This window comes from Rhodococcoides fascians A25f (assembly GCF_000760935.2).
Lineage (GTDB): Bacteria > Actinomycetota > Actinomycetes > Mycobacteriales > Mycobacteriaceae > Rhodococcoides.
The window spans coordinates 5,363,519-5,388,114 of sequence record NZ_CP049744.1; the positions used below are offsets into that span (position 1 = coordinate 5,363,519).

The window sequence follows — 24,596 nt, forward strand, 5'->3', positions numbered from 1 at the left end:
TACGCAGGAGTGGAGCCTGCGGAACGACCCGGTGGTCAGTGGCGTGGTTATGTGCTCGTGGGGGCACATAACCACGCCACTGGCGTTTTCTCAGGCGGTCGAGAGAATCTCGTAGTGGTGGGGTTGCCGCATCAGGACGAGGTCTTTGCGTCGCACCACATTGGTGGGGTACGCCCCGCCGAGGTTGGTGGTGTCGACGACGCTCGTCGCGATGCCCGGTTCGTCGCCGTCGACGAGAGCTTCGGTGCGCGGGAACGCGAACGTGTCCGGCCCGAACACTCCGCTGTGTCCAGCGATACCGCGGCTGGGGTCGACGGCGTTGGCGAACGCGAAGTAGACGTTGTTCTCGCCGGCGCGCACGCGCATGTGGTGCCAGTGGGTGGCGTCGGGCCCGGTGAGAACCTCGGCGGCGAACGGAATCTCGGTTCCTGGGTGCGATCCGACAAAAACACCCGCCAGTGCGGATGGGCAGACGATGAGGTCGCACCCGCGCAGCGCGAGCACCCGGCCCGATTCCGGGAGCAGGGCATCGTTGCCGACGAGGAGACCGACTCGTCCCAGAGGCAGGTCGACGACCATCCATCGATCACCCGCATCGAACAGCGACGTGTGTTCCGCGGACAGATGGATCTGGCGGTATGCCGTGCACTTTCCGTCCTGCTCGATCAGCACCGCCGAGTTGTACACCCGATCGGTATCGGCGTCGCGCTCGGCGATGCCGACGACGATCGACACGCCGTGCCGGACCGCGAGGTCGGCGATCCGCGTGAGCGAGGGCCCGTCGACGGTTTCGGCAACGTCACGAGGTGGTCGATCCTCGGAGACCGGACCGGTGATCGACAGTTCGGGAAAGACGACGAGATCGGCTGTGCCGGAGACCTGTTGGACCCAGGCCTCGATGTCGGCGAGGTTGCTCTCGATCGACGTACCCGGAGTGCACTGGACCACGCTCACTGCAGACGTGGCACCGGACGGCAGCGGCGAATGTCCGTACAGAGTGAAGAAGTCGAGAGGATTCCAGGTGTACGTGTTCGTCTGCAGCTCCCGATACAGCTCGGGTCGACGCGTCGGACCCCCCTCGCGGGTGCGCCGAATGTCGATCTCTGCGGCGACGATCCCGTTGCCGACGTCGATCCGGCCGGAGACGGCCCCGTCGGGCTCGATGATGCATGTGCCGCCGCTGAATTGGACCGTCCGTTCGAGTCCCCATCGGTTGCTCTCGATGACGTAGCAGTTGTTCTCGAAGGCTCGACTGATCCAGTAGGGAGCCGGCGTTCGTTCGGCGAGCCAGTTGCTGATGTGGCAGATCACGTCCGCGCCCTGTAGCGCGACCACTCGAGCGGTCTCCACGAAGTGCAGATCCATGCAGATCAGCAACGCGATTCGGCCGAGCCTGGTCTCGAACACCTGATGGCCAAGGTTCCCCGACGCTGCCCACTTGGGCTCGGCGATGTACGGGTGCGTCTTGCGATGGGTACCGATGATTCCCTGGGGTCCGATGAGAATCGCACTGTTGTAGAACAATCCGCTTGTCGGGTCGACTTCCGGCATGCCCAGGACGATGTAGCAGTCGCGACGGGACGCGATCTCGACGAAAGTATCGGTGGTGGGTCCGGGGATCTGCTCGACGACGGTAGATGCCTCCTCGGGATCATGGAAACAGTAACCCGTGGTGGCCATTTCGGGTGTGGTGATCAACTCGGCCCCGTCGGATGCAGCCTTGTCGACCAGCTCTGCCAACGCGGCGACATTCGCATCCTTGGCGAACAGTGTGGGCTCGAACTGGATGGCCGCTGCGGTGAATGTCATGACGCCACAGTCCTTTCGATTGTCGGGGCTTCGGTGGTGACCGGCGGTTCGTAGAACTTCCCCCGGGTTGCCATCGTCAGCGGGATGTAGATGATCGGCCCGAGGAGCATCGCGATGAACGATGCGTAGTACGACGGGTAGAGACCGAACACGCCGAGTCCGCCCACGGCCACACCCGCGGCCATGGCCACGATGCCGCAGGGATTCCAATTACGCACTCGCCCTTCGCGAAACTCGATGTTGTTCCGCGGTGCAAGGCCGAGCATCCGCCTGCACACGAAGTAGTCGGCGAGCAGAATGAAGATCCAGGTGTTGGTCATGATCCCGGTGACGGCCAGGAACTTGTCGGTGTACTGCAGGATGTTGACCGGGTAGCAGAGCACGCCGACGACGAGCAGCGCCACCATCCACCACTGGCGGCCGACCTTGCGGGGCGAGAGCACGTCCCAGGCGTTGGAGAGCGCCAGCGACCCGGAGTACAGGTTCATCACGTTGATGCGCACCTGGGTGACGACGGCGAAGATCACGCCGAGCAGACCCATGACGATCGCGAAGTACAGTCCCGGATCGGTGGCCGAAAGTTCGGGTGTTGCAGTGCTTCCGGTGAAGTGGCGCAGCATGGTGAAGCCGAGGAACACACCTAGAATCATCACGACGACGATCATCAGGAGCTCGGCCAGCATCAGTCCGGCCGTTCCGACGTAGCTCACGCTCTTCTTGACGAACCGCCCGTAGTCGGTGGCGATGAGCGCTTGGAACACCACCTGCCCGTTGGCGAGACTGAAGGCCTGCCACATCGCAGTGGCGGTGAATCCACCTGTCGCTTCCCATTCACCGGGTCCGACGAGCACGTAGCCGCTGGCCAGCATGTACATGCCGACGGCGAACAGGACCAGGAAGATGGGCATCCCGAATCGCTGCAGGATGTTCATCGAGTGCATTCCGCGCCAGGAGAAGAACAGCGCGACGAGGGCAACCAATGCGAATACGACTGTGGCCCAGGCAGAGTTGATATCTATCCCGGCGAGCTCGCTGAGGCCGTGCGAGACGATGCTGCCCTCGAAGATGAAGTAGAAGACGTAGTTCACGGCGTAGACGAGCGAGGCCACGGCCGAGCCTTTGGTGCCGAATCCGAGTCCGCGAGTGAGCAACGGCAGCGACAGGCCCTCCTGGCTGGCGATGCGCATGATCAGGCTGCCGACGAGCGTCGCACCGATGACCATGTAGGCGACGGGAATCAGGAACATCGGCCATCCCACCAGGAACCCGATCTGGCCGCCGAGGGCGAACCAGAACATCGCTGTCACGTTGCCGGTGAGGACCAGCAGGATCGCCGGCCGTCGCCACCGTTGGTCGTCGGGCACGCGGGAGGTTGCGTAGCTTTCGATCTGGTCGTCGAGGCTCGTTGCCGGCCCCTCGAAGTACTTCTTCATGTTCATGAACGGGTGTCCACTTCGGTTCGAAGTTGTAGCGCTGATTGCGCTGCAACGGAACAATACTTTCCGTGGACACTATTGCAACGTGAAACATGTTAATTGGAGATCACGAAACTTCCCGACCTGGAAGGAAGCCGGGAAAACGGGCTTGCCGGACACCACCGGCGGTGATCAGAGCGAGACCGAGGACGCCTTCGCGTTGGTCTCGAGAGCGCGCAGCAGCGTTTGCAACAGCTCACGATCGGACGCCGACGGAAACACTGCAGCCGCGGCGGCGTCCATGACCGGGGACGCCTCGTCGTACTTGGCCTGCCCACGCACCGTGGATCGAATGAGCACCTGCCGACGATCGACGGTGCCGGTACGACGGTGCACAAGATTGTTGGACACCAGCCGGTTGACCGCTTTGGTCAACGTCGGCGGAGCCAGGAGCGCGAACTCGGCCGTCTCGGCCATCGTGTGTCCCTCGCCGTCGGACAACAACGACAGCACTCGCCATTCTTCGAGGTCGAGCTCCCAGGGAACGAGTGCAGCACGCAACCGATCCGACACAGCCCGCTCGACCACGGTGAGCAAACGCGCTGCCGACGCAGCCTCGTCGTGATCCATGCGATCGTCCCCCTGCTCGGTTCCGCCGTCGGCGCTACAGTCTGCTGTCAGCGATTCTATGGCGAAGCGAACGACGAATCGACACGGATCGGACGGACGGCACTATGAACAACGATCGGTTCGGCACATTTCGCGTCGGCCTGATCTTCCCGATGTCCGGACCGTTCGGCATCGTGGGTCCATCCAGCGAGCTGTCCGCCCAGCTGGCCAGGGACGAACTCAACGCCTCGGACGGAGTGCTGGGCCGCCGGGTGGAGCTGATCTCGATCGACGGCGGCCGCGACCCCTCACACGTGGCCCGTGAAGTGGCCACGCTGCTCGATGCCGGTGCCCTCGACGCGGTTGCCGGCATGCACACCTCCGCGGTGCGCCGAGCCGTCATTCCGGTGACACTGAACCGCATTCCCTACGTCTACACGTCCCTGTACGAGGGCGGCGATCGCTACCCGGGACTCTTCATCACCGGGGAGACGCCCGCCAACCAACTCGTTCCGGCCCTGGAGTTTCTCGTCCGCGAATTCGGTCGGCGACGCTGGGCCATCGTCGGCAACGACTACGTCTGGCCACGAAAGAGCGCGGCCATCACCGCGACTCGGCTGCGTGGGCTCGGCGCGTCGGTAGTGCACGCCGAGTTCGCGCCGGTCGGCACCATCGATTTCGCCACGACCGTGACCGAACTCGAACGATCAGGAGCCGACGCAACCGTGGTGCTCCTCATCGGCGACGACGCGGTCTACTTCCATCAGCAGTTCGCGGCAGCAGGACTCGACGTCCACTGCATTCGTCTCAGCCCACTGATGGACGAGAACATGCTGCTCGCTGCCGGTGGCGAGAACACACATGGCCTGTACGTCGCGTCCGGATACTTCGAGACACTGGCCACCGAAGCCAGTTTGGGATTCTCGGCTCGATTCGCCCGCACCTTCGGGGTCGACGCGCCGATCGTCGGTGCCCTCGGACAGTCGTGCTACGAGGGCATCAAACTGTTGGGAGCGTTGGTGAACAGGGCGGGCACCGTCGATGTCCGCATCATCGAGGCCGTATCGGATTCGGTGTCGTTCACCGGAGCGCGCGGGCACTTGTTTCTCTCCGACGGCCATGTCTCGCAACCGATCTACCTGGCGCTGGCCGGGGCAGTCGATTTCGAGATTCTCAGCGAGATCCGCCCCTCTGCCGACTGACGCCTCCGCCCCACAACACCAGCGCACACACCGCCACCATCGTCACTGCGGCAGTGGCCGCAGCGACAACGACGAACTGCGCCAGCGTCGAGGCCACGAACAGCAGCAGAACTACCTCGGCGGCGAGGGCGAACCAGGCGACGAAGGCAAGATGGGTGCGCTCACCCGCGATGGCCCACAGCAACGCGCTCTGCAGCACGGCCAGGCACGCGCCCTGCAACACGAACAGCCAGACATAGTTCTGCACACCGGAATACGTATCGCCCACCACCAACGGCAGCAACGGCGACGCCAGTGCCCCGCCGATCACCAGCACCGTGCCCAGACCGGCGACGACGGCCAGAGCCGAGCGCACCGCGGCAGCAGAATGCAGGGGATTCGCCATCCGCGGGTACAGCACCACCCCCACGGCCTGCGGCAACCAGAACGCCGCCTTGGACGCGACGGCACCGACGGCGTACAGCCCGGCCTCGTTGCTACTGAGCAGAGTGCGCGCAAGAACCAGATCCAGCGCCGACATCGCGATCAGCACCAATTGCACCTGCGATGCCTGCAGTACGGCCAGGACGGTGACCTTGGTTTCCGACACCGAGCTCACCGGCGCGCCTGCGGTCCATCGCGCACCGACGGCCACTGCGCCGATTCCGACAGCCGTGGCCAGCAGAACCGAACCGGGTCCGCCGCCGAGCGCGAGCACCACCACTGCGGGTGCCACCTTGCCGAAACCGGCCGCAGCCAGCACGAGGCTCAGAGCCCCGAAGCGCCCCCGCCCCTGCAACAAGCCTTGTTCGGCGGCCAGCAATACCAACACCGGCGCAGCAATGACCGCCGACACGGTTGCTGCCATCGAGATGTCCATGGCAGCGGACAGAGCGGGAGCGAGCGCCACCGCCAGCACACCCACGACCGCAGCACACCGGTACCCGACGGTCCGCAACTCCCGCGAACTGCGCCCGCGCACCACTTCACGCGCGACGACGGACTGCAACGCCAACGCCGGAACTGCGAGAACCAGTTGCGCAGCAAGCAGACTCGCGAACTCGCCGTACCCCTCCACGCCGAGCATCCGACTCGCGAGCACCTGCAGCAGATACGCCGCAACGTTCGCGAACATCGAACCGGCCGTCACCATCCCCATCCCGGCGACCGACGCACCCGGCGTGTGGTCTGCCTCGGACGAGGCGCGGAAAGACATGAGCCCACGGTATAGGGTGCCGATCATGGCGCGGTCGAGGTCGAGGTGGACACCGCCGCTCTACACTCTGCTGCTGACGCTGGTGATTCTCGGACCACTTCTCGGCCCCGGATACCTCCTGCTGCGCGACGCCGTCAGTACTCCCCGTTCCTACTTCACCGACTCCGCCTGGGGAATCGCCGACGCGGCCGCGCGAGCCGTCCCGCAGGACGCCGCAATCGCAGCGCTGACGACGGTGTTCGACGGTGGCCTCGTCGTCAAGACCATCCTGCTGCTGGCGCTGTGGCTGGCCGGTTGGGGCGCGGCCGTCATGGCTCGTGCGGTGTTACCGACCGCTCCCCTGCCCGCGCTGCTCGTCGCCTCGACCGTGGCGATGTGGAACCCGTACGTCGCCGAGCGCCTGCTACAAGGACATTGGAGTCTGCTCGTCGGCTACGCCGCCCTCCCCTGGACCGTGGTCGCCGCACTCGCTGTCAGACAGGGTCGTTCCTGGTGGGCCCTTGCCGTCTGTCTCGCTGCCGCCGGCCTCACCCCCACCGGCGCACTGCTTGCCGCCACTCTCGCGTCGGTGATTCTCGCCCTCCCCGGGGGTGCCCGACGCGGCCTACGCGTGGTCATCACCCTGGTGATCGCGGCGGTGGCGTCGGCGCCGTGGCTGGTGGCGACAGCCGTGTCCGGCAGTGGCGTCGAGCAGGCGGATCCGGCGGGATGGGCGGCGTTCGCGGCGCGGGCCGAGCCGGGCCTCGGCACGCTCGGCTCCCTGGCCGGCCTCGGCGGAATCTGGAACTCCGATGCCATACCCGTTTCTCGGACAGGGCTTTTCGCATTCGTGGGCACGGCGCTGCTGCTGACCGTGGTTGCATTCGGTGTGCGGCCGCTCATCAGGCGTCGAAAAAATCCGGTGATCCTGGGACTCGCTGTCGTTGCGTTGCTTGCCATTGCAGCCCCTGCGCTGGCAGCAACGGGACCGGGTCTGGCAGTCGCCCGAGCCGTGGGCGAGACGGTGCCCGGTGCCGGGTTGCTTCGGGACTCTCAGAAATGGGTCGCGCTGGCGATGCCGATCTATGCGTTGGCCGCCGCGGCTGCGTTCACTCCCCTGCGTCGACCGAATCCGGTGCAACCAACCGCGCTGAGCGCGGTCCAGCGCACCCGATTCGGCAGCGCCGTTGCAGTACTGGCCCTGCTGATCGCACTACCCGACCTGGGCTGGGGCGTCGGGAACTCGATGCGGCCCGTGGTGTATCCGGCGTCCTGGCAGGCGGTCGCAGCCCAATTGCAGGGCAGCGCCGGCGATGTCGCGGTACTACCGGCCGGGATGTTCCGCCGCTTTCCCTACAGCGGCACTGCTCCCGTTCTCGATCCCGCACCGCGCATGCTGCCACTGGACGTGTTGCAGACCGGCGAGCTCATCGTCGCGGGCGGCACGGTGCGGGGCGAGGGCACTCGCGCCACCGACGTCCAGAACGCTCTGCTCGCAGGCGAATCCGCCGAGACACTCGCAGAATTGGGAGTCGGGTGGGTGTTGGTGGAGAACACCACCCCCGGCGAGCTCGGCGACTCCGCGCAGACGCTGAACCGGTTGCACGCCGTGTACGAGGACGAGCAGCTCGCGCTCTACCGGGTACCCGATCCCGTGATCACCGAGAGCCGCTCGAACACGGCCGTCGTCGTCGCCCACCTGGCCTGGGCACTGCTGCTTCTCGGGGGCCTAGTGATAGGTCTGGGACGCCTTCAACGCGCTGGCCGAATCAGCTTGCGACACAACGTCGGACGCTCCAACCAGCCCTGACGACCACGCGCCACGCGTCGTCGCGTCGAGCACCGAGTACACACCCTGCGCGCACTGTTCCCAGGAGAACTCTCCTGCGCGCACTCGCGCCTTCTCGCCCAGGCGAGTGCGGGCTTCGGCGTCCTGCAGCAACTCCGAGACAGCCTGGGTGAGGCCGGAAACGTCCCGGTCCTCGACCGACTGTCCGCCCACCAGAATGCCGGTCACGCCGTCGATGACCGAATCGGTGAGCCCTTTGGAGCTGCGGTAGCCGACCGTGGGAACGCCGTGCTGAGCGGCTTCGACGACCGCGAGGCCCCAACCCTCCTTGCGCGAGGGCATGACATGGACCCACGAACGGCCGAGCAACTCGTGCTTGCGCTCCTCGTCGACGTGGCCGTGGAAGGTGACGTACTGCTCGATCCCCAGTTCGCCCACGTAGTCGCGGAGATTCTGCTCCCACCAGCCGCCACCGATGACGTCGAGGTGGATGTCGGGGATCCGGCCACGCAGCGCCGCGACGACGTCGAGAGCGTCCTCGATCTGTTTGTGCGGAACCAACCGGGACAGCACGGTCAGCGACGGGTACGCGGTGCGGGTGCTGTCGTCACCCTCGGCTACCGACTGCGGGATCTCGTCGGCTCCGTTGCGGACCACGGCGATGCGCTCGCGGTCGACGCCGAGGGCGATCAGCTCGTCCGCGGACGGCAGAGACACCGTCAAGTACTGATTACGACGGTGCACTCGGGGAGACACCGTCGATTCGAGCCACCAGCCGAGCTTGGCCATCATCGGCCCGGCGACCGGCCACTGCTCGCGATGGCAGTGGTGCACCAGCAACGTGACGGGGACGCCGAGCGCGGCACGTGAGAAGAAGGGAATGCCGTTCTGGGTATCGATCACCGCGTCGGGTGCGATGCCCTTGAGCGGGCCGAAGCCGAGTCGCCCGGCTGCGATGGCGGCCAATGCGCGGGGATACACCGACAGGCGACCACCGCCGCGACTGATGCGGATGCCGTCGACGATCTCCTCGGCGGGAGCTCCGGGGTACGACGCCGTCCTCAGCGTGACGCGGACACCGCGTCGCGCCAGACCTGCGCCTACCTGCTCGAGGTAACGCTCGCTGCCGCCGCCCTGCGGGTGCCCGGTATCGCGCCAGCACAGCAACAGAACCTCGCGCACAGCTCGCTTCACCCAATTTCCGCATGCTCGTCTCGACCGCCGTCGATTACCGCTGCCACAGTAACCGCTAGGGTTCGTTTTCGTGACTTCCGCCGTGACACGTCTGTTCGCCTCCCGCGCGACACTGCGCCGCTCGGTGAAGCTGCTGAAGGACTTCGGCCACGAGCAGAGCGCCCCGGACATCTTCTACGGGGCCCTGGCGCGCGATTCCGTCGAGCTGATCGGTGATTTGTATCGGGGCCTGACCGGCACCGACATGTCGGCGGCAACGGTGTTGGACGTCGGCGGCGGACCCGGTTACTTCGCCGAGGTGTTCGGTGCGAGTTGCGCGCGCTACCTGCCCGTCGAACCCGATGCCTCCGAGATGCACGCGGCGGGTCTGCAGATTCCCGGTTCGGTGCGCGGCTCCGGCATGGCACTGCCCTTTCGCGACGACAGCGTCGACATCTGCTTCTCCTCCAACGTGGCCGAACACGTGCGCGAGCCCTGGACCATGGCCGAGGAAATGCTCCGTGTCACCAAACCCGGCGGACTCACGGTTCTCTCGTACACCATCTGGTTCGGCCCGTTCGGCGGTCACGAGACCCGGCCCTGGCACTACCTCGGCGGCGAATACGCGGCCCGCCGCTACGCCCGCACCACCGGACACGAACCGAAGAATCGCTTCGGCGAATCACTGTTCGACATCAGCGCTTCGGACGGATTGCGTTGGGCACGAAGCACTCCCAACGCCAGGCTACTTGCCGCTTTTCCGCGCTACCACCCGCGCTGGGCATGGTGGATGATGCGTGTACCCGTACTTCGCGAGTTCTTCGGCAGCAACCTGGTGCTTGTCATGCGGCCCACCGCTTAGCCTGGATCGATGACGGCACTCGCGCTCGACATCGGCGGCACCAAGATGACAGCGGCACTCGTCGGCGAGGACGGTCGGCCGCAGAACCCGGCGACGGTGCCGACTCCCGACTCCGGGGTGTGGCCTGCATGCGCGTCGTTACTTCGGAAGATCGCTCCTGGACAGCACATCGACCGCATCGGCGTCGCCTGCTCCGGGCCGGTGAACCTCGAGACCGGATCGGTCGCACCGATCAACATCGACGAGTGGAAGAACGGATTCGGTCTGGGCGAGCACATCTCCGCCGTGCTTCCGGATGCCGAAATACGTCTGGCGATGGACGGCAGCGCAGCGGCACTGGGTGAGTATCGCTTCGGTGCCGCCGTGGGTGTTCCCGACGTACTGAGCCTGGTCGTGTCGACCGGCATCGGCGGTGGGTTGGTGCTGGGCGGAAAGATCGTCGCCGGGGCCAGCGGCAATGCCGGTCACATCGGCCACATCGTCGTTCCCGGTTCGACGACGCCCTGCGCGTGCGGCGGAATCGGGTGCGTGGAAACGGTGTCGAGTGGGCCCTCGGCGGTGCGGTGGGCACGTGAGCAAGGGTGGCCGGGTAGTACCGGTGTCGAACTGGCCGCAGACGCCGCCGCAGGCGAACCGCGCGCCATCACCGCACTGCAACGCGCCGGAGTGGCGCTCGGTCAGGCGATTGCCTCGGCCGTCGCACTGACGGACGTTCGCATGGTGGTGATAGGCGGCGGCTTCGCTCAGGCCGGCCCGCCGCTGTGGGACCCGATACAGGAGTCGATCGCCTTGCACGCCCGGTTGACATTCCTCGACGGCCTGCAAGTAGTGCCCGCTGCACTCGGTGGCCTGGGAACCCTGTCTGGGGCAGCTGCACTCACTGCCTGACCCACACAGCCAGAACGGGGCCCACCCCTCGGTGAGCCCCGTTCCGTGTCGTGAATACTACGCGCCCAAACGCTGCTTCAGGGAGTCGAATTCGTCCTGAATTCCGGTGGGCAGTTTCTCGCCGACGAAGTCGAACCAGTCCTGGATCAGCGGGATCTCGGCCTTCCACTCCTCGGTGTTCACCGCGAGTGCCTCGGCCACATCCTCGACGGTGGTGTCGAGACCGTCGATGTCGAGTGCCTCGGCGGTGGGGACCACGCCGATCGGAGTCTCGACGCCTGCTGCCTTGTGCTCGATGCGCTCGACGATCCACTTGAGCACGCGCGAGTTCTCACCGAATCCGGGCCACAGGAAGCGCTTGTCGTCGCCGCGGCGGAACCAGTTGACGTAGAACACCTTCGGCAGCTTCGACTCGTCGGCGTTCTTGCCGAGGTCGATCCAGTGCTGGAAGTAATCGCCCACGTTGTAGCCGAGGAACGGCAGCATCGCCATCGGGTCGCGTCGGACGGTACCGACGGTGCCCTCGGCGGCCGCGGTCTGCTCGGAGCCGACGGTGGCTCCCATGAACACGCCGTGCTGCCAGTCGCGGGCCTCGGTCACCAGCGGAACGGTGGTCTTGCGACGTCCGCCGAACAGGATTGCCGAGATCGGTACGCCCTGCGGGTCGTCCCACTCGGGAGCCATGGACGGGCACTGGGCCATCGGCACGCAGTAACGCGAATTGGGATGTGCGGCATCGGTTCCGGACTCGGGGGTCCAGTCGTTGCCCTTCCAGTCGATGAGGTGATCGGGCTTGCCTTCGAGGCCTTCCCACCACACGTCGCCGTCATCGGTGAGGCCGACGTTGGTGAACACCGAGTTGCCCTGATCGATGGTCTTCATCGCGTTCGGGTTCGAGTCCCAGTTGGTGCCGGGCGCGACGCCGAAGAAACCGAACTCGGGGTTCACGGCGTAGAGACGACCGTCCTCACCGAAGCGCATCCACGCGATGTCGTCGCCGATGGTCTCGGCGCGCCAGCCCGGAATGGTCGGCTGAATCATCGCGAGGTTGGTCTTGCCGCACGCGGACGGGAATGCCGCCGCGATGTAGTAGGCCTTGTCCTCGGGCGAGATCAGCTTGAGGATCAGCATGTGCTCGGCGAGCCAGCCCTCGTCGTGGGCCATCGCCGAGGCGATACGCAGCGAGTAGCACTTCTTGCCCAGCAGAGCGTTTCCGCCGTAACCGGATCCGTAGCTCCAGATCTCGCGATCCTCGGGGAAGTGCGTGATGTATTTGGTGTCGTTGCACGGCCACGGCACGTCGGCCTGGCCATCCGCGAGCGGTGCGCCGAGCGAGTGCAGCGCCTTGACGTAGAACCCGTCCTCGCCGATCTTGTCCAACGCAGCCTGGCCCATGCGGGTCATCACGCGCATGGAGATGACGACGTATTCGGAATCGGTGAGCTCGACGCCCAGCTTCGGATCGGCGGCGTCGAGCGGGCCCATGCAGAACGGAACGACGTACATGGTGCGTCCGCGCATGCAGCCGCGGTAGAGATCGGTCATCAGCGTCCGCATCTCGGACGGGTCCATCCAGTTGTTGGTGGGACCGGCGTCGATCTCTTCCTTGGAACAGATGTACGTGCGCGATTCGACACGGGCGACGTCCGACGGATCGGAGTTGCCGAGGAACGAGTTGGGCTTCTTCTCGTCGTTGAGACGAGTGAAGGTGCCTGCCTCGACCAGCTTGTCGGTGAGGCGCTCCCATTCGGCGTCGGATCCGTCAGCGAACACCACGGAGTCCGGTTCGGTCAGTTCGGCTACCTGAGCAACCCAGGCAAGCAGTTCTTTGTGTCGAGTCGGCACGCTGTCGGTGCCGCTCAAACCGGGAATGGTCGCTGAGGTCATCTAACTCTCCTGGGGTTAGCCGGAACCGGGAAGAATTCGCACGATCGCTGTGGGCAAGCACGCACGAATAGATCTCGGTTTTCCCCTCTCGGCGGGGCGCTGCTCGGCCGTTCGAGCTGCAGTACACCATGTTACTGGGTACGGCAAGCCGAGGACCGAGCGCCGGATGTCCTGTTCATCAGGTTAACGCCGAGCGACGTGAATCCAGAAACAGGGTGTTGTCCGATTGGTCACAAGACCGATTCAGATTGGGAAAGATCGGCGCAAGAAGCCCTCCACCAGGGGCGATGCGGTGTCCGTGCCGTGGCGTCACAGCTCGCCCGATTCGGACATTTCACCCCTGCCAATACCATTCGCCTCGCGAAAAATCTCCCAGCTTCGGTATTGGCCGTCACGTCCGAAGGCGGTGAACTTGTCTGTCACACCATCCCCGTCGACGTCGGTCGCCACCGTGATCCCGGCATCGGTATGCCGCACGGTGGTCTCGTAGTGACCGTCGCCGTCGAGATCGAGAAGGTCGGCCGAGACGACGGGCGCACCCGCGTCGAACTCGTGTTGCGCCACGTCATCCGTGGGAAAACCCTCCGCTGCCAAGCCATCCACCCCGATCATCGACGCCCCTCACCCAGTTCGACCGACACTGCACCTACTGACTCCGACGCACGGACAGATCGAACGGTTCCACCGGGCCCCGGAATCGCTCCAGCCCCCGTTCGAGTGCAGAGAGATCCCGATCGCACGCCGACAGCAACGCCGATCGGTGGTCGGCAAGCCTGCGCAGTTCGGCATCCACCTCGGCGAGCGCGACGTCGATACGGGCCGCGGCTTCCCGGTCCGCCACCGCGAGGGCGGCCGCGAGAGCGGACTCGGCTTCGAGGATGCGCGAGAGCAGCCGCTGCTCCACCGCGGACTTCACTCGGGCCAGACATTCCTGCGTCCAGCTCCGCATGTGCGACCGATCCGACACCAACGCCCGCGACCGCGTCAACCACCACGCGAGCGCGCCGCCGAGAACGAGAGTGATCACGGTGTTGGCCACCGCCCACGCCTGCACCAGCGCCATCGGAGAGACGATCAGGCGTCCGAGGCCGACTCCCGCCGATGCCCCGACCACGATCATGATGGCGTCCTCGATACCGCGACGCCGAGACGGTGACCCGATGTCGAGCGACGCGTCCTCCGCGCTCGCCTGGGCCACCGTCTGGCCGAGCCCCAGATCGGACTCCACCGCTCGCAGTCCCGCGGTGAGCGCAGCGTCGGCTCGACTCTGCGCACCTCGCGCCGACTCGGCGACATGCGCGGGCAAGTGCTTCAGCTCGGCCCGCCGGGCCCCGTCGATCGACCGCCTCACCTCGACGCCCAGTTCGCGAAGGTCCTCGGCGGCCTCATGGAGCGACTCCACCCGAAGCCGCTGAATCCGATTGTGCAACAGCGCACGTCGATCACCACCGAGGCTCTCTCGTTCGCCGACGAGTGCGGCTCGTCGCGCGCGAAGTGGAACGGAGTCGCTCCCCCCGGTCACTGCGCGAGCTCTCGCTACGATCGACGCTTTGGCGCCGGCGGCGCAGCCATGCACCGCCGCAGCGTATTTGCGCTGCGCTCCGAGAGCTGTGGCGTCCAGCAGCAGCACACCGAGCCGATCCGTCACAGCCCCGAGGCCGGATTCGACGCACACCGCCGCGTCGCCACTGTCCCTCCCCGCCCGTGCCAATCGGACCGAGACCGGATGAAAGGTGCACTCTACCGCTCGCGGAACACACTCGGCCACCAGGTCACCGTCGGCGATCACCACCTCACGCCAGTGCCTGTGCACGTCGATCTTGTTCACCACGAACACGACCGGCGTGGATTCGAGCGCCCCTCGCCATCGCTCGATCTCGACACGATCGACCGGAGCCGACGCGTCGACCACGATCAGCACGACGGCTGCGTCGGCTACCGAATCCGTGAATTCGATGCCACCGAGCCGGGACAGCTCGCGGCGCAGCTCCGACTTCCCCGATCCGGCCGTGCCGGTGAGGTGAACCCCGGCGGGTCGGCTCTCCCGCGCCCGGGCGATTCGGTCGAGTGCATCCGAGTTCCAGCGCCGAAGAACGCTTTTCATGTCCTCCGACAACGGCGTCATCGCCGCAGCATCCGCACGTAGCCCCGACACAGCACGAGCGCCGACCGACGCACTCCCGAGTCCTCGGACGCGGCCGCGCGGTGCTTCCACCTGGCTACCTGCTCCACTACGACCTGCTCGGAACCGGTCTCGATCGGCACCCCCAAATGCAGAGCAGCGCAGCGCATTTCCGCCGCCACGGCCTCGTCCGACGCCAGATACGACTCGACGGCACCGCGCACCTGCCGATGCCGAGCCGAGATCTGCTGCAGGCTCCGGTGCAGGTGTGCGTCGCGGTTCGCTGCGGAAACCGACACCGCCGTCGACACCGCGGCCAGCACCGCGTCGACACCGGTGGCATCGGCCAGCTCACGCAGCGCATCACCGTCGGAAACAGCGGTTCTCTGCCGCAGCACGTCGATCAGCAGGGCGACGCCGCGCAGTTCGATGCACTCGATCAGTGCCTCTCGGCGACGCGTCGAGACGGTGATGTCGGCGGCGAGGAAGCGATCCACGGTCAACAGGTCTGCTGGGCTCACCTCGCTCGCAGCGACGGCGCGAACGTCGGCCATGACGAGCGAAACCCCGGACCGACCCGTGCCACCCAGTCCCGCTGCGGTCGCACCCATCACCGGCAGCACCGTCCGCGCGAGCTGGTGGGAGGCCGCCGCAGCCGCTGCCGTTGGATCGTCGAGGGTGTCCGCCTTGGTGAGCACAACGACGGTCCCGTCGGGCGCGCCGCCGGGAGACGAACTCAGGAACGCAGTGTCGACCGGTGACACCGCGCCTGCGATGACGTAGACGAGAACGTCGAAGTCCGTGTTGTCGGTGCCGCTGTCTTCGCGCACCCGCACATCGAGGCCGTCCGCGTCGATGCGCACCGACTCGAGGATGGCGAGGATCGCAGACTTGCCCACCCCGGTTCGACCCGTCACCCGCACGATCAGCGGCCGTAGTCGATCCTGCAGCGCGATGTCGACGGCCTCCCGAGCACCGTCGTCGGCAGTCACCCCGATCGAGCTCACAGCGGTGCGGTCACGCAGTCGTCCGAAACCCGCCACGCTCATATTCGATCCCCCCAGAACGACCGCCGTCTGCCCCCGGACGCGGCGCACAGCCCCCTGCTGCGGCACCGATTCTGGCACATCGGTGAGCTGCACGACCCGCCCCGAAGAATTGCACCGTTGTAATTAGTCCCGCCCTTCCTGCCCCTGATCAGCGGCAGGACGCCAAGTCTCAACTTCAACTCGAGACCCACGTGTCACACGCCCCGTCGATGCGCGACAATGGACCCGTGAACGAGTCTCAGGACACCTCCGTCGACACCGAGGAGAACGCAGCGCGCACCCACGAACGGGGCTCACGGCTGTACCCACGAGTGACGAGTTTCCGCTCTCGGCGCGGAGCGCTGACCGAGGCTCAACAGACCACCTGGGACAGCCTGTGGCCGCGCATCGGCCGAGATGTCGCCGACGAGCAGATCGACATCGACGCCTGGTTCGGCCGCAGCGGACCGGCGATTCTCGAGATCGGGTCGGGTACCGGCACGGCCACCACGGCGATGGCCTCGGCCGAGCCGCACGTCAACCTCATGGCCGTCGAGGTCTACCGCCCCGGCCTGGCGCAGACGCTGCAGCAGATCGAACGAGAAGGCATCGAGAACATCCGATTGCTTCGCGGTGACGCCATGGACGTGCTCGAGAACATGCTGTCGTCGGAGTCGTTGACCGGCGTCCGGGTCTTCTTTCCCGATCCCTGGCCCAAGGTTCGCCACCACAAGCGTCGCCTACTCCAGGGGCCGACCTTCGCGATGATCGCGGATCGACTGAAGCCGGGCGGCGTTCTGCACGTGGCCACCGATCATGCCGAATACGCTGAGTGGATCGCCGAAGCCGGGAACGCCGAACCCGGTTTGACCGTTCTCGATTGGGAATCGCCCATGACGCACGAGCGGCCGGTGACCAAGTTCGAGGGCAAGGCACAGCTGGTCGGCAGCTCGGTGACGGAATTGATCTGGGGAAAGAAGACAGCATGAGCGTCAGTACGGACATGCCCGACACCGTGATCGACCCCTCCGAACTCGGCGCGATCGGTGAATCGCGCCACAGCAAACGCGTCCTGCTGGTCTGGGACGCCCCCAACCTGGACATGGGACTGGGCGCAATTCTCGGTGGCAGACCCACCGCCGCCTACCGCCCACGGTTCGATGCACTGGGCCGTTGGCTGCTCAGCCGCACCGCCGAACTCTCCACCTCGGGCACCGCAACGCTCGAACCCGAGGCGACGGTGTTCACCAATATTGCTCCCGGTAGCGCCGATGTCGTCCGACCCTGGGTCGAAGCATTGCGTAACGTGGGCTTCGCGGTGTTCGCCAAGCCCAAGGTCGACGAAGACAGCGATGTCGACGCCGACATGCTCGACCACATCGATTTCCGCAACCGTGACGGCGGCCTCGCCGGGGTCATGGTCGCGTCCGCCGACGGTCAAGCGTTCAAGGGCCCGCTGGAGGCCATCGCAGCAACCGGAGTGCCGGTCCAGGTACTGGGTTTCCGGGAGCACGCAAGCTGGGCTGTCACGTCGGACATCCTGGAATTTCTCGATCTCGAGGACATTCCCGGCGTCTTCCGTGAGCCACTGCCACGGGTGAGTCTCGACTCCCTCCCCGACGAGGGCGCGTGGCTGCAGCCCTTCCGACCGCTGTCCGCCCTGCTCGTCGGGCGCCAAGGAGTTTCTTAAGTGTTCGCCAGATGGGGAGACATCGTCTACCGGCTGCGGTACACCGTTATCGGTGTCATGGTGGCCGGGCTGTTGGGCTTCGCAGCCTACGGTCTCGATCTCAACAGCCATCTCAGTCAGAGCGGTTGGGACGATCCGACCTCGGAATCGGCCCAGGCTGCCCGTCTGGCGGACAACACGTTCGGTCGCGACAAGCAGGGTGACGTCATCCTGCTCTACACAGCCCCTGCGGGATCGACCATCGACGACCCGGATTTCCAGTCCAAGATCGTCGCCAATCTCGACTCCCTCGCCGCCGACCACCCCGATCAGATCGAGAAGGTCAACGGGAGCTACTTCCGGACGGCGACTGCTCCGAACCTCGCCGCGCTCGGCACCACCGACAAGCAACACGCCATTGCCAGCGTGGCCATCGCCGGTGCCAACGACACCGAGCTGACCAACAACTTCCAAGCTGTCAAGGACGTCTTCTACATCGACGGCGTCGACGTGCAGGTGACCGGACTGCAAGCCGTGGCGGGCGCACTGCAGTCGACGATGGCCGGCGACATCCACCGCATGGAGCTACTGGCGATCCCCGCCGTCGCGGTGCTGCTGTTCTTCATCTTCGGTGGCGTGGTCGCAGCCGCGCTTCCGCTGATCATCGGTGGCCTGACGGTCGTCGGAGCCAACGGCATCGTGAAGGTGTTCACCAACTTCACCGAGGTCAACTCCTTCGTTGCGCCCGTGGTCTCACTGGTCGGACTCGGCCTGGCCATCGACTACGGGCTGTTCATCGTGTCGAGATTCCGAGAAGAACTCGGCGACGGCTATACGACGCCACAGGCCGTGCGCCGGACCGTCATGACGGCCGGTCGCACCGTGGTGTTCTCGGCGACGATGATCGTCGCGTCCCTCGGTGGACTGCTGCTGTTCCCGCAAGGCTTCCTGAAGTCGGTGGCCTACGGCTCCATCGCCACTGTCGCGCTCGCGGCACTGACGGCCATCACGATCCTGCCCGCCATGCTGGCGATCCTCGGCCCACGCGTGGACGCGCTCGGTCTGAAGTTCATGCGCAAGACCAAGTCGAGCGAGGAAATCGAGAACGGCATGTGGGGCCGCCTCACCCGCTGGGTGATGCGCAACCCCGTCAAGGTCACCGTGCCCATCGTGCTCGGTCTGGTGTTGCTGACCCTGCCCGTCGGCAACATCAAGTTCGGCGGCATCAACGAGACCTACCTGCCTCCCGACAACGTCACCCGCGTCGCGCAGGGCGAGTTCGACACGCTGTTCCCCGGTCAGCGCACCGAGCCGATCAAACTCGTGATCAGCAACGCGCAGGGTGCCAACCTCGCCGCGATCACCAACCAGGCGAACAACGCTCCCGGGTTGGTCGAACAGTTCTCCCCGGTGGGTGCCAGCAAGGACGGCATCATCGTCTTCAAGGCCGGTCTGGTCGATCGTAACGATTCCAAACCCGCCATCGACTTCCTCCGCAGCATCGACGTGCCGGACGGAGCGTCGGTTCTCGTCGGCGGCACACCTGCCATCGAGCAGGACTCGATCAGCGCGCTCATCGACAAACTTCCGTTGATGGCCGTCCTCGTGGTGTTCATCGTGACGCTGCTGATGTTCCTGACGTTCGGATCGTTGGTGTTGCCGATCAAGGCGGTGCTCATGACCGTCCTCGGTCTCGGTGCCACCATGGGCATTCTGACGTGGATATTCATCGACGGCAACGGTGCGGGGCTGATGAATTTCACCCCTGGTCCGATCATGGCTCCGGTGTTGGTGCTGATCATCTCGATTGTGTTCGGCTTGTCCACCGACTACGAGGTGTTCCTACTCTCCCGAATGGTGGAGGCTCGCGAAAAGGGTGCCAGCACAAGCGAAGCCATCCGAATCGGAACCTCGCACACCGGTCGCATCATCACCGCCGCGGCCCTGATCCTCATCGTCGTGACCGGAGCGTTCGCGTTCTCCGATCTGGTGATGATGAAGTACATCGCGTACGGCATGATCGCCGCACTCATCATCGACGCCACCCTCATCCGCATGTTCCTCGTGCCCGCCACGATGAAACTGCTCGGCGACGATTGCTGGTGGGCCCCGCAGTGGATGAAGCGAATTCAGCGCAAGCTCGGACTCGGCGAGACCATCCTCGAGGACGAACTCCTCCCCATCGCCGATGTGCCAGAGCTCGCCCTCGCCGGAGGTGCACCGTCCACCACGGTCGCACCACCGCTACGTCCGGCACCACGCCGCAGCGAACCGCTCACCGAGCCCATTCCTGTTGTCGCGCCCCATGGTTCCGGCCCCATCCGGGCGACCCACGCCGCGAAGGAAGAGTCACGGCGCAGTGTGACGGGACGGCCGGCAACACCACCCGAGCCGACACGCGAAACTCCGGCCGCTCCCCCGGCACAGCACGCTCCGCGCTCTGCCCCGAGTCAGCCGACACCACCACGTCCACGTCCGACCGTGGAGCCGCATCCGAACGCTGGGCCGCGTCCTACTGCAGGACCACGTCCTACTGCAGCGCCGCGTCCTACTGCAGGGCCACGCCCGGCCGTCGAGCCGGAACCGACCCAGGCCGCAGAGGTATTTCGACCCGCGCCCTCGGCCGATCCGGTTGCGGATTCTCCGTCGGTCGAGCCGCCGCACACACCGAGCACACCCCGTCCGCCGGTCGCACCGCCCAGTCGACCCCGCCCTGCTCGAGCACCTCGAGCCGAGGAACCGGATTCACGGTCCATCGAGAGTTGGCTCGCCGATCTGCGGGCACCCAGTGCGTCGCCGCCGAGTCGACCGAACGCGACCGTCAACGGATCCGATCGGAACGGTCACGGCGAGAACGGCTCTACTCGAAACGGCTCTGCTGACAACGGCTCTGCATCGAACGGGTCCACCGGAAGCGGCTCGAATCGAAACGGCAACAGCAGCAACGGATCCGACCACAACGCCAGTAACGGCAGCAATGGCACCGAGCATCGCGCCGGCAACGACACCGAGCACAACGGCAGCAACGGCTCCGAACACCGTGGCTCCGAACGTAACGGATCCGAACGCACAGGGTCCGAGCACAACGGCACCAACGGATCCGAGTCGGACAGGCCGTCGGGCCGTCGTGCGGCACCGGCAACCGAGGGTGGCGACAGTGGCCGTCATCGCGGCGGTGAGAACGGGCAGGTACTCAGTGTCAGCGAATTGCTTGCGAGGGAACGCAACCGTTCACGTTGACGGAGCGCTGCTATGCAGGTGAGCGGCTCACCTGCATAGGTCGTTGCGCAGGCTACACTCCTGCCTCGTAGTGGGGGTCGAAGTTTCATTCACGAGGCGGTGACGCCGCGTGCACCGAGGGGGAGTTACACACGTGTTCGTTCGATGGGGAAACTTCGTCCACCGCCTTCGGTACAGCGTTCTCGGGGTGATGGTGGCCGGGCTGGCGATCTTGGCGGCGTACGGCTGGGATCTACCGGACCACCTGAGCCAGAGCGGATTCGACGATCCGACGTCGCAGTCGGCCGCGGCCAGCAATCTTGCGGACGAGACGTTCGGGCGTGACACCGAGGGCGATGTCATCGTGCTCTACACCGCTCCCGAGGGCTCGAACATCGATGATCCGTCGTTCGATGCAGCGATCATCCAGAATCTCGATTCGCTGGTCGCCGACCACCCGGACCGCATCGCGAAGATCAACGGCAGCTACTTCAGAACTGCGGAAGCACCGGTGCTCGCGGCCCTCGGCACCGCCGACAAGCAGCATGCCATCGCCAGCATCGCGATCGTCGGAAGCAACGACACCGAACTGACCGAGAACTTCGAGGCCGTACAGAACGCCTTCTACATCGACGGTATCGATGTGCAGGTCGCCGGACAGCAGGCGGTGGCGGCCTCTCTGCAGTCGACGATGACCGACGACATTCATCGCATGGAGGTCCTCGCCATCCCCGCCGTCGCGGTGTTGCTGTTCTTCGTCTTCGGCGGCGTTGTTGCTGCCGCGCTTCCCCTCATCGTCGGCGCGCTGACGGTCATCGGAGCCAACGGCATCGTAAAACTGTTCACCCACGTCACCGAGGTCAACACCTTCGTCGCACCGGTGGTGTCGCTGGTGGGGCTCGGCCTGGCCATCGACTACGGCCTGTTCATCGTCTCCCGTTTCCGAGAGGAGCTGGGCGACGGCAGATCGACGCCCGATGCGGTCCGTCGAACAGTCATGACTGCCGGTCGCACGGTGGCATTCTCGGCGACGATCATCGTCGCGTGCCTCGGTGGCCTGTTGCTGTTTCCGCACGGGTTTCTGCGATCGGTCGCCCTGGGTTCGATTGCGACGGTTGCTCTCGCGGCATTGAACGCGATCACCATCCTGCCCGCCATTCTGTCGATTCTCGGCCCACGCGTCGATGCCCTCGGCCTCGCGTTCATGCGCAAGACGAAGTCCTCGGAAGAGATCGAGAACGGCAGGTGGGGCAAGCTCACGCACTGGGTGATGCGCAACCCCATCAAAGTGGTCGTCACCATCGTTCTCGGACTGCTCGCCCTGACGCTGCCCATCGGCAATCTCGCGTTCGGCGGAATCAACGAAACGTATCTACCACCGGACAATCCGACGCGAGTGGCTCAGGAACAGTTCGACGAGTTGTTCCCCGGCCAACGCACCGAGCCCATCAAGCTGGTCATCCAGAACGCGCAGGGTCCCACACTCGCAGCCATCACCACCCAGGCGAACAACGCACCCGGCCTGATCGAGCAATTCACCCCGGTCGGTGCCGGCAAGGACGGCATCATCGTCTTCAAGGCCGGGTTGATCGATCGGAACGACAGCGCGCCCGCCATCGAATTCCTCCGCAGCATCGACACTCCGGACGGCACGACGATGCAGGTGACGGGAACGCCTGCGATCGAACGGGATTCGATCGATGCGATGGTGGACCGCCTACCTCTGATGGCGGCACTGGTCGTCATCGTTGTCACCGTACTGATGTTCCTGACGTTCGGATCGCTGGTGTTGCCCATCAAGGCGGTACTGATGACGACGCTCGGGCTCGGTTCCACGATGGGCATCCTGACGTGGATCTTCATCGACGGCCACGGAGCCGGTTGGATGAATTTCACCCCCGGACCGATCATGGCAATGATTCTGTTGCTGATCGCGGCTATCGTCTTCGGACTCTCCACCGACTACGAGGTGTTCCTCCTGTCCCGGATGGTCGAGGCTCGCGAAAAGGGCTCCAGTACAAGCGAAGCCATCCATATCGGCTCCTCGCACACCGGTCGCATCATCACCGCCGCGGCCTTGATCCTCATCGTCGTCACGGGGGCGTTCGCGTTCTCCGATCTGGTGATGATGAAGTACATCGCGTACGGCATGATCGCCGCTCTGATCATCGACGCGACCGTCATCCGCATGTTCCTGGTGCCCGCGACGATGAAACTGCTCGGCGACGCCAGCTGGTGGGCACCGGCCGGAATGAAACGAATGCAGCGCAAGCTCGGACTCGGCGAGACCGTCCCCAAAGACGACTGACGCGCCTGTCCCCCACCCCACCGCAACGCGTGAATGGACCACTGCACTGCACTGGACCCCGTGGGTTGGACTGCTAATGCAAAGCCTAGGCCGCGAGGGCCTGGGCTCGGTATCGCACCGGGCTCAGGCCGTCGAGGCGTAGCGAGATGCGGTCGTTGTTGAACCAGTCGATGTAGTCCTCGATCGCGGTGTGCAAGGCGCCGAGGTTCAGGTATCGGGTGTGATGAAACATCTCTTCTTTGAGGTGACCGAAGAAGTTCTCGATGATCGCGTTGTCGTAACAGTTGGCTTTGCGTGACATCGATTGGATCGCTCCCGCATCGGTGAGCAACCGACTCCACGAGTGATGCTGGTAGTGAAATCCCTGATCCGAGTGCACAATTGGACACTCACCGCCACCGAGGGTACTCAACGCGTCCCGTAGAGAACGGTTGGTGAACTCCGTCGTCGGAGACCGACCGATCGAATACGAGATGATCTGACGATCGAACAAGTCCATCACCGGAGACAGATACAACTTCGCCTCCCCAACCCGGAACTCGGTGACATCGGTGACCCACTTCTGATTCGGGGCCTCCGCCGAGAAGTCGCGGCCGAGGATGTTCGCAGCGACCGCCCCGACCTGTCCCCGATACGAGACATACCGTCGACGGCGCCGCACAGGGCAGGCCAACCCGAGTTCACGCATCAACGCCAACACCGTCTTCTTCGCCACCCGCCACCCCGCCTCGACGAGGACTCGGTGCACGCGTCGATGCCCGTAGCGTCGGTGGTTTTTCTCGAACGCCCTGCTCACCGCCGCTTTCAATGCGGCCTTCGGATCGGGTCTGCGCAACTGTGCTTGACGGTAGAAGAACGTCGACCGAGCCAGGCCGGCGACGTCGAGCAGCACATCGAGTCGGTACTGGGCCTTGAGGGCGATGACAGCGAGAACCTTCACCGTCGTCCCTGTTCCCTCAAGGCCCGCAATTTTCCCAGGTACGCCACCTGAGTGCGCAGCCGCTCGTTCTCCTCACGGAGCCGGTCGAGCTCGCTGGCCTCCCCGAGATCCGCTCCCGACGCCGCAGGTCGACGTCCCGCCCGCTTCGGGCGAAGCGCCTCGTCGCCGTCGCGGCGGTATCCACGCACCCACGGATCGATGATTCTCGCCGACGACAGACCGTACTCGCGGGCGAGCTCGATCTTGTTCTCCCCAGCCAGAACACGTTGCACCACAGCGAGTTTGAACTCGAACGAGAAGTGTTGTCGATCCGGTTTCTCCACCAATGCATGTCTCCCTCGAACCCGCCACCGGTCGTACAGCAAGACCACAGCGCACCTACCGCCACCGACCTTCGCAGCCGCCGAGACCGCACCCAGCCCGTCCTCGAACAACGCTACCGCCGCGACCCGCTGATCCTCGGTAAGTGAACTTCGTACACGCATACACACGCTCCCCAGTA

Annotated in this window: 19 protein-coding genes; 8 read left to right on the top strand and 11 right to left on the bottom strand. The window is 65.3% G+C overall.

The genetic code is table 11. From position 1 onward, the window contains the following. Window positions 1–90: 90 nt before the first annotated feature. The 3 genes from BH93_RS25175 to BH93_RS25185 all read right to left on the bottom strand — a co-directional run bounded on the left by BH93_RS25175 (window position 91) and on the right by BH93_RS25185 (window position 3,854). Window positions 91–1,809 (bottom strand): nitrilase-related carbon-nitrogen hydrolase, encoded by a 1,719-nt coding sequence (locus tag BH93_RS25175; RefSeq protein WP_037173236.1) that lies wholly within the window; start codon window positions 1,807–1,809, stop codon window positions 91–93. Continuing rightward, window positions 1,806–3,248: a purine-cytosine permease family protein gene (locus tag BH93_RS25180; RefSeq protein WP_052065036.1), complete on the bottom strand. Its 1,443-nt coding sequence runs from the start codon at window positions 3,246–3,248 to the stop codon at window positions 1,806–1,808. The genes BH93_RS25175 and BH93_RS25180 overlap by 4 nt, the downstream gene beginning before the upstream one ends. Window positions 3,249–3,416: 168 nt before the next feature. Further along, on the bottom strand, window positions 3,417–3,854 hold the full coding sequence (locus BH93_RS25185; RefSeq protein WP_032377561.1) for a MarR family winged helix-turn-helix transcriptional regulator: 438 nt from the start codon (window positions 3,852–3,854) through the stop codon (window positions 3,417–3,419). Window positions 3,855–3,958: 104 nt separating this feature from the next. Here BH93_RS25185 and BH93_RS25190 point away from each other — a divergent pair, with 104 nt between their 5' ends. Then, window positions 3,959–5,035, top strand: coding sequence for a substrate-binding domain-containing protein (locus tag BH93_RS25190; protein ID WP_037173237.1), 1,077 nt, complete (start codon window positions 3,959–3,961; stop codon window positions 5,033–5,035). On the opposite strand, the gene BH93_RS25195 is transcribed toward BH93_RS25190, so the two are convergent. Next, complete coding sequence (locus BH93_RS25195) at window positions 5,007–6,230, bottom strand: lipopolysaccharide biosynthesis protein (protein ID WP_197914491.1); 1,224 nt, start codon at window positions 6,228–6,230, stop codon at window positions 5,007–5,009. The two genes, BH93_RS25190 and BH93_RS25195, sit on opposite strands and share 29 nt — an antisense overlap. A 25-nt stretch (window positions 6,231–6,255) precedes the next feature. Between BH93_RS25195 and BH93_RS25200 the strand changes: the two genes are divergently transcribed. Further along, entirely contained in the window at window positions 6,256–8,019 is a 1,764-nt protein-coding gene (locus BH93_RS25200; RefSeq protein WP_037173559.1) for a hypothetical protein, read from the top strand. Here the strand turns inward: BH93_RS25200 and BH93_RS25205 are convergent. Further along, complete coding sequence (locus BH93_RS25205) at window positions 7,939–9,180, bottom strand: glycosyltransferase family 4 protein (RefSeq protein ID WP_037173561.1); 1,242 nt, start codon at window positions 9,178–9,180, stop codon at window positions 7,939–7,941. The two genes, BH93_RS25200 and BH93_RS25205, sit on opposite strands and share 81 nt — an antisense overlap. A 94-nt stretch (window positions 9,181–9,274) precedes the next feature. Between BH93_RS25205 and BH93_RS25210 the strand changes: the two genes are divergently transcribed. Both BH93_RS25210 and BH93_RS25215 read left to right on the top strand, forming a co-directional pair. Next, complete coding sequence (locus BH93_RS25210) at window positions 9,275–10,033, top strand: class I SAM-dependent methyltransferase (RefSeq protein WP_037173238.1); 759 nt, start codon at window positions 9,275–9,277, stop codon at window positions 10,031–10,033. A gap of 9 nt (window positions 10,034–10,042) precedes the next feature. Beyond that, entirely contained in the window at window positions 10,043–10,921 is an 879-nt protein-coding gene (locus BH93_RS25215) for an ROK family protein (protein ID WP_037173239.1), read from the top strand. Between the two features lie 57 nt (window positions 10,922–10,978). Here BH93_RS25215 and BH93_RS25220 read toward each other — a convergent pair whose 3' ends face one another. The 4 genes from BH93_RS25220 to BH93_RS25235 form a co-directional block, all read right to left on the bottom strand. Then, entirely contained in the window at window positions 10,979–12,808 is a 1,830-nt protein-coding gene (locus tag BH93_RS25220; protein ID WP_037173241.1) for a phosphoenolpyruvate carboxykinase (GTP), read from the bottom strand. A 309-nt stretch (window positions 12,809–13,117) separates the two neighbouring features. Further along, window positions 13,118–13,420 (bottom strand): DUF6802 family protein, encoded by a 303-nt coding sequence (locus BH93_RS25225; RefSeq protein WP_052065037.1) that lies wholly within the window; start codon window positions 13,418–13,420, stop codon window positions 13,118–13,120. 34 nt (window positions 13,421–13,454) lie between these two features. After that, window positions 13,455–14,933, bottom strand: coding sequence for a hypothetical protein (locus BH93_RS25230; RefSeq protein WP_155290923.1), 1,479 nt, complete (start codon window positions 14,931–14,933; stop codon window positions 13,455–13,457). Next, the gene (locus BH93_RS25235) at window positions 14,930–15,979 is read right to left on the bottom strand and encodes a hypothetical protein (RefSeq protein WP_037173245.1); all 1,050 of its coding nucleotides are present in this window, start codon (window positions 15,977–15,979) and stop codon (window positions 14,930–14,932) included. The genes BH93_RS25230 and BH93_RS25235 overlap by 4 nt, the downstream gene beginning before the upstream one ends. Before the next feature lie 209 nt (window positions 15,980–16,188). On the opposite strand from BH93_RS25235, the gene trmB reads away from it, so the two are divergent. From trmB to BH93_RS25255, 4 genes are all read left to right on the top strand, one after another. Next, on the top strand, window positions 16,189–16,947 hold the full coding sequence (gene trmB, locus BH93_RS25240; protein ID WP_032377552.1) for a tRNA (guanosine(46)-N7)-methyltransferase TrmB: 759 nt from the start codon (window positions 16,189–16,191) through the stop codon (window positions 16,945–16,947). Between the two features lie 14 nt (window positions 16,948–16,961). Continuing rightward, window positions 16,962–17,648 carry an NYN domain-containing protein gene (locus BH93_RS25245; protein ID WP_230592732.1) on the top strand — a complete coding sequence of 229 codons (687 nt, stop codon included), beginning with the start codon at window positions 16,962–16,964 and terminating at the stop codon, window positions 17,646–17,648. Continuing rightward, complete coding sequence (locus BH93_RS25250; RefSeq protein WP_037173246.1) at window positions 17,649–20,867, top strand: MMPL family transporter; 3,219 nt, start codon at window positions 17,649–17,651, stop codon at window positions 20,865–20,867. It begins immediately after the preceding gene. Between the two features lie 133 nt (window positions 20,868–21,000). Next, on the top strand, window positions 21,001–23,154 hold the full coding sequence (locus tag BH93_RS25255; RefSeq protein WP_037173247.1) for an MMPL family transporter: 2,154 nt from the start codon (window positions 21,001–21,003) through the stop codon (window positions 23,152–23,154). An 85-nt stretch (window positions 23,155–23,239) separates the two neighbouring features. Here the strand turns inward: BH93_RS25255 and BH93_RS25260 are convergent, their stop codons facing one another. Both BH93_RS25260 and BH93_RS25265 read right to left on the bottom strand, forming a co-directional pair. Then, window positions 23,240–24,094, bottom strand: coding sequence for an IS3 family transposase (locus BH93_RS25260; protein ID WP_037171110.1), 855 nt, complete (start codon window positions 24,092–24,094; stop codon window positions 23,240–23,242). After that, the gene (locus tag BH93_RS25265; protein WP_037171107.1) at window positions 24,091–24,579 is read right to left on the bottom strand and encodes a helix-turn-helix domain-containing protein; all 489 of its coding nucleotides are present in this window, start codon (window positions 24,577–24,579) and stop codon (window positions 24,091–24,093) included. Before BH93_RS25265 ends, BH93_RS25260 begins: the two co-directional genes overlap by 4 nt. Window positions 24,580–24,596: the final 17 nt, after the last annotated feature.